This window comes from Desulfosarcina sp. (assembly GCF_055467485.1).
On record NZ_JBUOIV010000090.1, the window covers coordinates 1 to 12987 of the forward strand.

10 protein-coding genes and 1 tRNA gene are annotated in these 12987 nt (G+C 52.2%); 9 read left to right on the forward strand and 2 right to left on the reverse strand.

Going from position 1 to position 12987, the window contains the following annotated elements:
* Positions 1 to 203 precede the first annotated feature (203 nt).
* The 6 genes from ACZCED_RS23580 to ACZCED_RS23605 all read left to right on the forward strand — a co-directional run bounded on the left by ACZCED_RS23580 (position 204) and on the right by ACZCED_RS23605 (position 9405).
* Positions 204 to 1925 carry a bifunctional sulfate adenylyltransferase/adenylylsulfate kinase gene (locus tag ACZCED_RS23580; protein WP_464861922.1) on the forward strand — a complete coding sequence of 574 codons (1722 nt, stop codon included), beginning with the start codon at positions 204 to 206 and terminating at the stop codon, positions 1923 to 1925.
* 339 nt (positions 1926 to 2264) lie between these two features.
* Positions 2265 to 3251: a UDP-glucose 4-epimerase GalE gene (galE, locus tag ACZCED_RS23585; RefSeq protein ID WP_464861923.1), complete on the forward strand. Its 987-nt coding sequence runs from the start codon at positions 2265 to 2267 to the stop codon at positions 3249 to 3251.
* Between the two features lie 58 nt (positions 3252 to 3309).
* Positions 3310 to 5592, forward strand: a complete 2283-nt coding sequence (locus ACZCED_RS23590) for a tetratricopeptide repeat protein (protein ID WP_464861924.1) — start codon at positions 3310 to 3312, stop codon at positions 5590 to 5592.
* Positions 5592 to 6743: a coiled-coil domain-containing protein gene (locus ACZCED_RS23595; RefSeq protein WP_464861925.1), complete on the forward strand. Its 1152-nt coding sequence runs from the start codon at positions 5592 to 5594 to the stop codon at positions 6741 to 6743. The genes ACZCED_RS23590 and ACZCED_RS23595 overlap by 1 nt, the downstream gene beginning before the upstream one ends.
* A gap of 106 nt (positions 6744 to 6849) precedes the next feature.
* The gene (locus ACZCED_RS23600; RefSeq protein WP_464861926.1) at positions 6850 to 8460 is read left to right on the forward strand and encodes an AAA family ATPase; all 1611 of its coding nucleotides are present in this window, start codon (positions 6850 to 6852) and stop codon (positions 8458 to 8460) included.
* 516 nt (positions 8461 to 8976) lie between these two features.
* A complete protein-coding gene (locus ACZCED_RS23605) occupies positions 8977 to 9405 on the forward strand; it encodes a PilZ domain-containing protein (protein ID WP_464861927.1) in 429 nt (142 codons plus the stop codon).
* Positions 9406 to 9470: 65 nt separating this feature from the next.
* Here ACZCED_RS23605 and ACZCED_RS23610 read toward each other — a convergent pair whose 3' ends face one another.
* Together ACZCED_RS23610 and ACZCED_RS23615 are read right to left on the reverse strand one after the other, a co-directional pair.
* The gene (locus ACZCED_RS23610; RefSeq protein ID WP_464861928.1) at positions 9471 to 10202 is read right to left on the reverse strand and encodes an alpha/beta hydrolase family protein; all 732 of its coding nucleotides are present in this window, start codon (positions 10200 to 10202) and stop codon (positions 9471 to 9473) included.
* A gap of 125 nt (positions 10203 to 10327) precedes the next feature.
* Positions 10328 to 10425, reverse strand: a tRNA-Sec gene (locus ACZCED_RS23615).
* 166 nt (positions 10426 to 10591) lie between these two features.
* On the opposite strand from ACZCED_RS23615, the gene larC reads away from it, so the two are divergent.
* The 3 genes from larC to lepB all read left to right on the forward strand — a co-directional run.
* The gene (gene larC / locus ACZCED_RS23620) at positions 10592 to 11797 is read left to right on the forward strand and encodes a nickel pincer cofactor biosynthesis protein LarC (protein ID WP_464861929.1); all 1206 of its coding nucleotides are present in this window, start codon (positions 10592 to 10594) and stop codon (positions 11795 to 11797) included.
* Between the two features lie 375 nt (positions 11798 to 12172).
* The gene (locus tag ACZCED_RS23625) at positions 12173 to 12634 is read left to right on the forward strand and encodes a phosphatidylglycerophosphatase A family protein (RefSeq protein ID WP_464861930.1); all 462 of its coding nucleotides are present in this window, start codon (positions 12173 to 12175) and stop codon (positions 12632 to 12634) included.
* Positions 12635 to 12654: 20 nt separating this feature from the next.
* Positions 12655 to 12987: signal peptidase I (gene lepB, locus ACZCED_RS23630; protein ID WP_464861931.1), on the forward strand; the 333-nt coding region annotated here is incomplete at its 3' end.

Here is a 12987-nt window from a genome sequence, read left to right on the forward strand (position 1 = left end):
ATATTTGTAGACTCTTATGCTTTGATTTTATGCGGATCGCTTTTGCATGTCGCTTGTCAGTGGAGAAAAAGGCACAGGACCAGGAGCAGAGCCTTTATCCTTGCCTTATGAACCAGAAATCCTCCCGTTTATAAAATGTTGAGGGTTTTTAAAAAATTAGCAAAATTTAATGAGAACGATAACTTGAAAGGAAGTATAGCCATATGACTGATACCGTCAGCCGCGATAACGCCTATCACGGCGGAAAATATGTTAACTTGATGGTGGATCCTGAACGGTCGGCTTTGCTCAAAAAGATTTCGACAGACCTGGCCAGCATCACCCTGGACGATCGCCAACTCTGCGATTTCGAATTGCTTACCACAGGGGCCTTTTCACCGCTGACCGGTTTCATGAACCGCAGCAACTATGAGTCCGTGCTGGATCGCAATAAATTGCAGGACGGGACGCTGTGGCCAGTCCCCATCTGCCTGGACGTCTCCGAAACGGCAGCCAGGCCATTGGAAGCCGGGCAGTCCGTGGTGGTTCGAGACCCCGAAGGATTCCTCCTGGCCATCATGCATGTGGAAGACATCTGGAAGCCGGACAAGGAAAAAGAAGCGACGCTCCTGTACGGCACTACGGATAAATCGCACCCGGGTGTGGCCAATCTGTTTCGAAATACCGGTGAATACTATTTGGGCGGTACTCTTGAAGTGCTTAACCTGCCGCTTCACTTCGATTTCAAGCAGCAGCGGATGACACCACCGGAAGTCCGCGGACTTTTTAAAAAGCTGGGATGGAATCGCATCGTCGGATTTCAGACCGTCAACACCATTCACCGGCCAGAATTCGAAATGGCCATCCGCGCCATGCATAAAAGCCATGCCAACCTGCTCTTGCTTCCCGGCGTGGACATGACCGGCCCCGGCGATTTCGATTATTACACCCGCGTACGCTGCTACCGTCATGTGGTCGGGTATTTCCCCCCGGAATCGGCGGTCATGAGCCTTTTGCCCATATCCATGCGAATGGCCGGGCCGCGGGATGCCCTGCTTCAATGCATCATCGGAAAAAATTATGGATGCACCCACTTTATCATCGGCCATCAGCATGCGGATCCGGGCAGACTAAATGGTGCGGCGCCGTTTTATGACAGCTCGGCGACGCACGCTTTTGTGCAGAAGTTTGCTGAAGAACTGGACATCGGCGTGGTTCCCTTCGACGAACTGGTCTACCTGCCTTTTGAAGATGAATTTTGTCCAAAGGATGAAGTTCCCGCAGGTACTGAAACCATCTCTCTTTCAAGTCTGGATATTCGTGAACGAATCCGTACCGGCAGGGAAATTCCCCGGTGGGCCACCTTTCCGGAAGTGGTGGGTGAACTGAAAAAAGCCTATCCGCCGCCGTCGAGGCAGGGATTTACGGTTTTTTTCACCGGCCTTTCCGGAAGTGGTAAATCGACTATCGCCCGCGTGCTTTATGCGAAAATGCTGGAAATCGGTAAACGTCCGGTCACGCTTCTGGACGGGGACATTGTCCGGCAGAATCTGTCCAATGAACTGTCTTTCTCAAAGGAACATCGCGACATCAACGTCAGGCGTATCGGGTTCGTGGCCAGCGAAATCACCAAAAACCGGGGGGTCGCGATCTGTGCGCCGATTGCCCCCTACGCCGCTACACGAGCCGAGATCCGCTCCAACATCGACGCCCTCGGCGGGTTTATCGAGGTGCATGTGGCCACGCCCCTGGAAGTCTGTGAAAAGCGCGACCGCAAAGGCATGTACGCCAAAGCCAGGGCCGGACTTATCAAAGGGTATACGGGCATCGACGATCCATACGAAATCCCCGAGGCGCCTGAAGTGCGGGTGGATACGACGGGGAAATCGCCTGATGAGGCCGCCCAGGAGATACTGATATACCTGGGGCAGAAGCGATATATATAGATGGGATCGAGGGAATTGAAGGTACACCCTAACTTGGCATCTTTCGAGCCAGGCCGGTGTTCTCACGAGTTTGAGCACGTAGTGAAGCTTCAGCGCTATCCTCGACGTAGCGCTGCTACGCCTCTGGTTTCGACGGCGCTGCGACCTTGGACTGAACCACAATCTACCACTTGTGGAACAAAACCATTTAACATAGCTTCATTGGTTCGATTGGTTCGATTGGTTCGATTGGTTCGATTGGTAGAAGGGATCGTTATAAGCTTTAGGTGTTTAGGCAAGGGCGGGTACGCAGAACCGAGAACCCAACAAACCCAATTAACTCAATAAATTCAAAAAACAATGCCATCGAGCGATAAAAAAATACTTGTTGTCGGTGGAGCGGGCTACATCGGTGCACACATGGTTCGGCAATTGGCCAGGGCCAGCTGCGATGTGGTCATTTTGGACAACCTGTCCACCGGCAACCGCAAGCTGGTCCAGGGGGAAGCATTTATCCAGGGCAACCTCGGGAACTCGGACCTGCTGGACAAGCTGTTCTCCCGGCACACCTTCGATGCAGTGATGCATTTCGCAGCCTTTTCTCAGGTCGGCGAATCGATGCACCAGCCGCTGGCCTATTACCGCAACAACCTGGCGGAAACGGTTGCCCTGCTCGATGCCATGGTGCGCCATGATGTCAAGCGGTTTATCTTTTCATCCACCGCCGCCGTTTACGGGGAACCGGTGGCGATTCCGATTACCGAAGATCATCCATGCGCACCGACCAATCCATATGGAAACACAAAATTGGCCGTGGAGCGCATGCTGGCGGATTGCGATGCCGCCTACGGGTTGAAATTCACGGCGCTGCGCTATTTTAATGCCGCAGGTGCCGATGAATCTGCTGAGATTGGCGAAATGCACGATCCGGAAACGCATCTGATTCCCATCGTTCTCAGCGCCGCCGACGGTCGGATCGACCATATCCGGGTATTCGGTACCGATTACCCCACCACGGATGGTACCTGCGTTCGGGATTACGTGCATGTCAACGATCTGGCCCAGGCCCACCTGCTGGCCCTGGATGCGTTACTGGAAGGCGGGGATAGCGCCGTCTACAACCTGGGCAGCAGCCACGGGTATTCGGTAAGGGATGTGATCAGCAAAGCGGAAGGGGTTACGGGAAAAAGGATACCGGTCGTTGAAGCACCGCGTCGCCCCGGTGATCCGGCGGTTCTGGTGGCCAGTTCTGAAAAAATAAGACGCGAGCTGGGATGGGCGCCGGCATATGACAATCTTGAAAAAATCATCCGAACCGCCTGGAACTGGCACTTGAAGCAAAAGTAAACGAGCGTGTCGGTTTTGGGGTGGGCAACACTGGGGTCTGTTTATTGGGGGTCGTTAAATGAAAAGCCGCAGGATCCATGTTTTCGCGATGTTGGTTGCGCTGGCATTGATCGTCACGGGGTGCTCCTCCGACGAGGAGAAAAAGGTGTCCCATTTTGAAAAAGGGAAAACCTATTTTGAAAAAGGGGAATACAAGAGCGCGGAATTGGAGTTCCGCAACGCCATTCAGATCGATCCGGAGTTTTTAGATGCCTACGAGCGCCTGGGAGAAACTTATCTGAAACTGGGGGATCCCCGGGGGGCCTTCAGGGAATACAGCATGGTCGCCAAACTCGACCCGGACAACATCGATGCATCCCTCAAGCTGGCCACGTTTTACATGCTGGGCAAAAAAAACGCCGAGTCCCGTGAAAAAGTCGAAGCGGTTCTTGCCAAGGCACCGAATAATATCGAGGCCCTGTATTTAATGGCCGGTCTTTATGACCTGGAAAAAAACCTTTACGAAGCGGCCTCGGTCTTTGAAAAGATCCTGGAATTGGATGAAAAGCAGCCCCGGGCTTACATGGGGTTGGCCCGGGTGTACGCCCGCCAGGGCAAACTCGATGAAGCCAAGTCCCAATTGATGAGTGCGGTTCATCTGGATCCGAAGGCAATCACACCGCGTCTGGAATTGGTTCGGTTTTACACCGGCCGAAAAGACTTCGACGAAGCCCAGGCCCAACTTGAAAAAACCATCCAGTTGAATCCCGGGAATTCGGATCTTTACATCGTCCTCGGCAACTTCTTCTTCCAGTTGAAAAAATTTCAAGAAGCGGAAAGCGCCTACCTCGAGGCGATCGACACCAGCCCAAAGGAGATTAAGCCCTATATGGTTGCAGCTGGGTTCTATGACGCGTCGGGCAACACGGACAAGACCCTTGCCATGTACGAAAAGGCGCTGGCGCTTAAACCCGATGACGTCAACATAATGACCACCATGACCGAATTCTTCCTGAAGCGCCGGCAGATGGGAGAGGCGCAACGCTATTTGGCCAAGGTGCTTGCGGAGCGGCCCAACTTCTTTCCTGCACGGATGATGAAAGGGGAGATTGCCGCCTTCAACAAAGATTTTTCCGAGGCCATCGGCATCTTCGACCAACTGGTGAAAGAGGAGCCGCGCTCGGCCCGGGCACACTATCTGAAAGGGTTTTGCCACCTGGGCAACGGCGAGACACAGGTGGCCAAAACCTCCCTTGCCAAAGCGGTCGAACTCAATCCGAAATTGGTGAATGCCAGGATGCTGCTCGCCGAGATCGCCTTCAAAGAGCAGGATTTCGAAATGGCCCGGAAAGAGAGTGCGGAAATTCTGGCTCTGAATCCACAAGATGCCCGGTCCCGAATAATGCTGGGCAACGCCTTGATGGCCCAGGGCAAAACAGCCGACGCGCAGACGGCCTTTGAAACGGTGATCGCCGAAAACCCGCAAAACCCGGCCGGCTATTATCGGTTGGGCCTGTTGCAGCGGTCGACTATAGACTACGATGGCGCCCTGGACAGTTTCAATGCGGCCCTGGCGCTGAACCCGATGCTGATGGACGTATTCTCCAACATCGTTGCGGTACACGGCGCCAAGGGAGAACTGGCCGTCGCTCTGGATAAATGCGATGCGCAATTGGAAGCAGTCGGTGACGCCATGGTTGCCAGGGCGGTTATCCACAACCTCAAAGGCAGCCTTTACCTGGCCCAGAAAAAAACCGATGCGGCTGAAAAGGCATTCGGGACGGCCATACAGGAGAACCCGGATTTCTTGCCGCCGTATTATGCATTAGCGAGAATCTACCTGTCCGGGAATAAACAGCAAAAGGCCATCGATCAGTACATGGCCATCCTTGAGAAAGATCCGAAGCAAGCCGGACCGCACATGCTCATGGGCACCATCTACGACATGCAGAAACAATTTGACCTGTCGGAAAAGCATTACCGGGCGGCGCTCGAGATCGATCCCGAGTTCGCACCGGCTGCCAACAATCTTGCCTATCTCCTTTCAACCCGTGACGGCGATATCGATGAAGCGATGAAATTCGCCCGAGTCGCCAAGGAGAAACTGCCCGACGACCCCAGCGTCATGGATACACTCGGCTGGGTCTATTATAAAAAAGGGCTGTATGGAAATGCCGTCCAGGAGTTCTCGGGCAGCCTGGAAAAATTGCCTGAAAATGCAACCGTAAATTACCATCTTGGCGCGGCATTGTTTAAAAAGGGGGACCGGGAACGAGCCAAATTATCCTTGGAAAAGGCAATGGCGCTGGACAGGAATTTCGACGGCGCCGAAGACGCACAACGGATGCTGTCTGAAATGTAATGATGCGTTACCTCCCATTTAAAATACTGATTCTTTGCGTATTGATGCCACTCTTTGTCTATGTCTTTTCGATACAATTGTTGGAAAAGACCGTTCACGCACGGTATGAAAAGATACTGGCGGCGACCTTAATCGGCGATACCCGTCCGTTGTTCGACGGCAGCGTGCGTCTTAAAGATGTCATCCGGGAGAATCTGAATGGGTTCCTCGACGGCCTGAAATGGCCCGGTTGGGGTGTTCGGGTCAGTGTGACCGTGAAAACGCGCGACGGAACCTACCTTTACCCCAATGCCTATGAAGATCCGAAACCTGATTTAAGCACGTTGGACAGCATTGCCGTCGCCAGAGAAAACTTCAGGTTGATGGAGGATGGTCTGATCAAGACGGTTGACGTGAAAATTGAACACAACACACTGATATCAAATACGATACTGTTTTCCTGTGCTTTCGTTTCCCTGATGGTGCTTCTAATCTTTCATCGTCGCGGCATGCGAATGATCCACGAGGAGGAATTCAACAGACAGGAATTTATCGATGACCTGTCCAACCAGCGGCAGGCGGGCCTGGTTCGGTTGGAGCGGCTTGAAGACGAGCGAGTCAGCCTTGCCAGTGAAATTGAATCGATGAAAGCGGAGTTGGAACGTGAGCGGCATAAAGCCTCTGCCACCGAAAACGAAATGATCGACGAAATGCTGGCCTTCGAGGAAAAAATCAGTGAAAATCTTGCCCGACAGGATCATCAGCTTCAGGAAATCAATGCGTTAAAGGAAAAAATCAAGCAGCTTGAAAAAGAGAGCGAGGTAAAAAGCCGTCAGCTGTTAAAAAGCGCCGATGCAACCAAAAAGCGCTTCGCTACCCTCTACAAGAATACAACCTTTCATGACAAGGCCATCGAAGGCTTCGTCGACCTTACCGAAGAGATGAAGATCAAGGCGGAGGAGTTGGTCCACCAGCTCAACGACGACCCTGACAGGGTTCAGATCAAGCGCAAGGTTTTCGGCAAAAAGAACCGGGAAGCAGCCTTCGAAGTTATCTTTTCCTACAAGGGGCGGTTGTATTTTAGAAAAATTTCGGGGAATCGAGCGGAAGTGCTTGCTATTGGCACCAAGTTGACCCAAAATAAGGATTTGGTGTATCTCGACAAATGCTGACAACCCTTTAGAATTCTGTTCGATTTGAGAAGCAACCATGTATCTTGACTTTTATAAATTACATCTAAAGCCCTTTCAGATCAGCACCGACCCGAGGTTTTTGTGGTTGGGTGAAAAACACCAGGAGGCGCTGGCTGTCCTTAAGTATGGTATCCTGGACAATAAAGGTTTTCTTCTGCTCACCGGTGATGTGGGTACCGGAAAAACCACGCTGCTGAACGCCCTTATCGATAGCCTGGGAAGTGACGTGCTCGTTGCCATGGTTGCCGACCCGGGTCTGGCTAAAATGGATTTTTTTAATTTTGTTGCTGACTCATTTGGATTAAATACGCGTTTCAAGAGCAAAGGCGAGTTTCTTATCTTTCTGAAAAACTACCTGCTGGACCTCAATCAGCAGAACAAACAAGCACTATTGATCATTGACGAATGTCAACACCTCAATCAGAAGATGCTGGAAGAGGTCCGGCTGCTTTCCAATATCGAAAAGGCCAGCACCAAACTGATCAATATCTTTTTTGTGGGCCAAAGCGAGTTCAACAACGTCATCCTTCGCCCGCAAAACCGTGCCATTCGCCAGCGGATCACGATCAACTACAACATCGCTTCCCTGTCTCAAGAGGAAACGAGCGACTATATTCGTTTTCGCCTGGGCGTGGCCGGATCCGAAGAGCCGATCTTTACATCCGCTGCCATTCAGGAGGTCTATAATTTTTCCAACGGTTACCCCCGATTGATCAATATCATCTGCGACCAGGCCCTGTTGACCGGCTATGTCAAAGAAAAGAAACATGTCGATGAAACCATCGTCGCCGAATGTGCCGATGAATTGAAAATCGAACCCGGGATTTCGATAGAAGAAAGTGACGCAACCCCCGAGGCCAGGACTCAAAAGGAAGCGGTTGCACCCACGGCAAAGCCGGTTCCTACCGACTGGCTGACCCCCTTGCAATTGAAAACGCCTCTGGGAATCGCACTGGTCGTCGTTTTTATCATTTGGGTTGGGTTGGTCGTCACATTTATCTTCAACCGCAGCTCTTCAGACGCTACCAATAGCACAATGGGCGAGGCATCCGTCGAACAAACCAGCCAGGCAGCGGTGGCGGCGCCCGGTTCGCCAGGAGAGGAACCAGACTCACAGCACGGTGGAAAAAACTCCCGTGATCTTGCGCAACCGGGTCGCGCGGCCGCCGTAGAAGCGGTGCCTGCCGTGATTGACAATCAGGCTTCCGTACCAACTGTCGGTTCGCCAACTGCAATCCAGCCCACGGGAGAAGGAAAACCGGCCGGGACGTCGCAACTGAGCGCATCACTGGCACCGGCGAGCCGAGAGGATGCCGGGGACCCACTCTCTCTTGAATTCATCCGGGAGACCTACGGCAGGTATCCTGAGGTTTTGTTCGGTTTCGACTCCAATAACCTGGAGGATCGTTCCTACGACATGCTTAACGTGATTTCACAGTTCTGTATCGCGCATCCCGAGGTTCTCGTCGTCCTGCGAGGCTATACCGATAGATCAGGGGTGCGGGCGTACAATCTGAAGCTGGCCGAATTCCGGGCGGATATGGTCAAGGCCTATCTGGTTGGAAAAGGGGTACGCGTTGAGGCCATTACAACCAGGGCCATCGGGCCTGACCCGGAAGGCCCCGGCGGCACAACGGTCCCTTATGACGGGGAACGGCGGAAGGTGTTGATCGAGATCATTTCGCCGACCAGCTGATCGTTGGCTGTTGCGTGCAACCCCGCCCGCGCCAATCAACGATTCCCAAATCGATTTCTTTCCATCTGCCAGCCCTGGTCGCGGGTATCTCTTCGTTGACTTAACCTAATTTCTGGAATATTAAATAGTCTGCTTCCATAAGCGGCATCTTGCGGTCCAATTTTGCGTTCTCGCCATTTTGGAAATCCTCAACGTAGCTTTTGGCTACGCCTCCGGTTTCCAAGTAGCTGCGGCCCTGATCTGAACCGCAACCTACCATTTATGGACAAACACGAATCATAGTATCCACTCAAGAAATTTTATTTGCTCAATCAATTTAGGGTTCCTCGTTCCAGGCCCTTGATACTCGGGTTTTCACCCCAAGGACACTTCTCTCAGGGTGCCTGCGGGTTGAGAAGCGGCTGCGCCTCGATCGTGAACCCATACTCTATTTTGAAAGCGGTTCTTTTTGGATGAAGCGGATGTTTTTTATGAATCCGCGTTCCCTATATCTTCTAAGTCATTCATAGGCAACATATGATGAAAAAACCGGACATCTTGGAAGATGAAAACAAACTGACTGAACGACTGATTCGGGCCGTTTCGAGACTGACTCCGCAGCGAAAGAAAATGCTGGATGAATTGCTTCAGGAGTGGGAGCGGCTGGATTATCGAGAAGATTCCAGAATCCCCTGTTTCCTGCCGGTGGATTACTCGACCAAGGACAGGGTTTATCAGGACTTTATCAACAACTTGAGCAAAGGCGGGGTATTCATCGAAACCTTGTCGCCATTTCGTGTCGGGCAATCGGTTTCGCTGATCTTCACCCTTCCTTCCGTGCAAAAAACGTTCAAGATGTCCGGGGCTATCGTCAGAACGGAACAAGATGGTATCGGCGTCAAATTCAACAAAAACCTGACATCCTACCAGAAGGAACTCATTCACAGCGCGATTACGCGAAAGTAAGGAGTGATCCGTATCGCTGCCGATAAGGTGAGGCATTGCCGGCAATGGCAATGCCTCAACCTTTTTTAAGAAACATCGAATTGATCATGGTAACAATCGGAGAGCCACTGCACGGTTTTTCGCAGGAAATGTTCCTGATGGGCTTTGCAGCTAAGCCGGTGATCTCCACCTTCCAGGATCAGCTGTGCCTTAGGATCCCCGGCAAGATTGTAAATCCGCTGGGCGTTTTCAAGAGCGACGGTCTCATCGCACCTGCCGTGAATAACCAGAATATGATGGAGAGACCCGATTGCCGTGCTGACATTGAATGTCAGCCGATTTTCAGCGAGCTCCTTCTTCAAGGATTCCGGAGATTCATCAGGGAGTTGGATGGACCGGCTCTGGACCGGGGCGGCCAGCGTGACCATGGCAAATGGCGAGAGGTGGTGTGCCGCCGCGAGACATACGGTCCCTCCTAAACTGCTTCCAAACAGGCCTATTGGCATGTTTTTCCCCAACGCGTGGAACACGGCGTGAACGGCGGCATGCAGGTCAGACGTGCGGTTTTCCAAGGTGGTGTCGATTTCAAAACTACCTTCGCTGTCGCCACACCCCCGGTGGTCGAATCGAAAATACGCCATGCCGATGGCCGTGCATCCCTTGGCCAGCGCAATTTGTTTGGGTGAGTTCTTGTCGGCCATGAGGCCGTGGCATCCGACCACCACCGCCAATGGTTCGCCTGGCGGCAGATGGAGTACTCCGGACAGGTGCAAGCCGTCGGCAACAAATGAAATGGACTGTACCGTGGTCTTCTTCATGAGTTCATCTGAAATAAAATCATATGCTTGAATTATGTTCTGCGCTGGAGTATAGGAGATCGCGAGGAAACAATTGGGCAGGTGCTCAAACACGTAAGCGATGGTTGGTAAACACCTTTAAAAAATGGCGGAAGTGCATGGGAATCGAACCCACCCGGGACGGTATTAGCGCCCCACACCGGATTTGAAGTCCGGGAGCCTCACCAGTAAGCTGCGCACTTCCGTATGAATGGGCCTTTTATGAATAAAAATACTTGTTTTGTCAATGTTTTTATGAGGATGAAAACCCACATCGACCATGCATGCAACCCCATGGTGGCCGGGTTCGATAAGGGGATGGCGACGTTTGTACCCGATCAGGCATGGGTTGGCTTGAAGGCAGGTTGGCAATGATGCACGCGCATTTCGACTGTTTTTCCGGGATCAGTGGTGACATGGTCCTCGGCGCGTTCGTGGATATGGGCGTCTCCGCGCAATGGCTGACGGAGATGATCCGCAGCCTTTCAATCGGCGAGGTGGAAATTGTCGCTCGTGACGTGAAAAAAAGCGGCATTGGCGCCAAAAAAATCACCGTTTTGGAAAAAATAGCCTCGCCTGCCAGAAATTATCGGGACATCGTTGCAATCATCGAAAACGCAAGATTGAGCGATAAGGTTAAAAGCGCTGCCGTTGCCATATTCAGCCGCATTGCCGATGCGGAGGCACGGGTTCATCGATGCGAAAAAGACGACGTTCATTTCCATGAAGTCGGAGCGGTGGACAGCATCGTCGATGTTGTAGGGGCTGCCTTGTGCCTCGACTATTTACACATCGAATCGGTATCCTCATCAGCGTTGCCTTTAGGCAGCGGATTCGTGGATTGTGCCCACGGGAAACTGCCCGTGCCGGCACCGGCAACCCTTGAGATCGTCAAGGGCCTGCCTGTCTACGGCGGAGCATCCGACGGGGAACTGGTCACGCCGACCGGCGCCGGCATCATTGCTTCCCTGGCCGAGCAATTCGGACCGATTCCCGACATGCAAATCGATCGCGTCGGCTACGGCAGCGGTTCCAGGGAACGCCAGGACATGCCCAATCTGTTGCGGGTAGTTATCGGAAAGAAAAAAGAAGCGATTCCTGGGCCGAACCATGACGACGTGGTTGTGGTGGAATCCAACATCGATGATATGAACCCGGAGTTGTACGGCTACCTGATGGAAATGTTGTTTAAAAATGGTGCCCTGGATGTCTGCTATACACCGGTGCAGATGAAAAAAAACCGGCCGGGAACAAAAGTTGAGGTGTTGTGTCCACCCGCGAAAAGGGCTGAGATTGCCCGGTGCTTATTTGCCGAGACCTCCACCATTGGTCTCCGATACCATTTGGTTCACCGGCAAACGCTAATCCGTTCCATCGCCCGGGTGGCCACCTGTTTCGGTGAAATCCAGGTCAAATGCACGACGGAGCCGGATGGCAGGAAACGATATACACCCGAGTATGAGATGTGCAGAACGATTGCCGTCAAGAATAATGTTCCGCTGAAAAGGGTATATGAAGCAGTGGCCAACGCCTGTAAGGATGGGGATTGCTCCGGGAAAACAATTTGTCGAGATTAATGTTACAAAAAAAAATAGAATCCAGAAGTCAGGAGAAAAGGAGCAGGCGATAGCCGTTGGGCCATAGACGACAGGAAAAGACCGTTTGGTTGGCTGGCTTGGTTGGCTGGGCCGGTTTCACTTGACCCCTTGAGCCATGATAGCGCGCCCATTTTCCGTCGCAGTCGGCGGGGTTAGCGAACGGGAAATCTATTTTTCTAATCCCTACGGTGCTGCGCAGCACTGCCGCTGCCGGCAGAACATTCCCCGCGGCTTGCCGGGGGGAGGGCGCAATGTTTGGAATCTGGCTCCCGAATTCCTTTGCATGGCCGATTGGCATCGTCGATTGTTTCTGTTTTAGCCTAACCGTTGGTTTTTGAGGAATAAAAGTCGTAGATGGTGACGTGGAAGCAAAAAGCGGTAATCTTTCTGGCAACGGGAGGCTGGATCGGTTTTGCCCCGGTGGCTCCGGGTACTTTCGGCTCCCTGGCGGCCGTGCCCATATGCCTGTTGATTTCATCGATGCGGATCGGTCCTGCGTTGATCTTTCTGGCTGCGATGATCATGTTCTCGACGTGGATTGCCCATGCCGCCGAAAAATTGGAGTCGCAAAAGGACCCCAGCCAGGTCGTTGTTGACGAGATTTGCGGCATGGCCATCGCGCTGTTTGCTCTGCCATTCACACCTATTTTCATCATCGCGGGATTTGCATTGTTCCGGGTGTTTGATATATTAAAGCCTTTTCCGATCCAATGGGTTGATAAAAAAGTTCCCGGTGGATTGGGGATCATGCTGGATGACATCATTGCGGGATTGTTCGCCAACGGATTAATACGGTTAGGCATTTATTTTATATAACAAGAAAGGTCACCACCATTTTGAAAAAGCGTGAAGAAGCCGACGCCCCACCAAAGAAAAAAGGCGCCCTGCGTGAAAATATCGAAGCGATCGTTTTCGCTGTCATCCTGGCGCTGTTCATCCGCACGTTTGTGGTTCAGGCGTTTAAAATTCCATCCGGATCGATGAAAGACACCCTTTTAATTGGTGATCATATCTTGGTCAATAAGTTCATTTATGGCGTCAAAGCCCCTTTTTTAAACAAAACGATCATTCCCATCAAGGAACCGCAGCGCGGTGACATCATTGTCTTTGAATTTCCCGAAGATCCCAGCAAAGATTTCATCAAGCGGGTCGTCGGTGTTCCGGGAGAC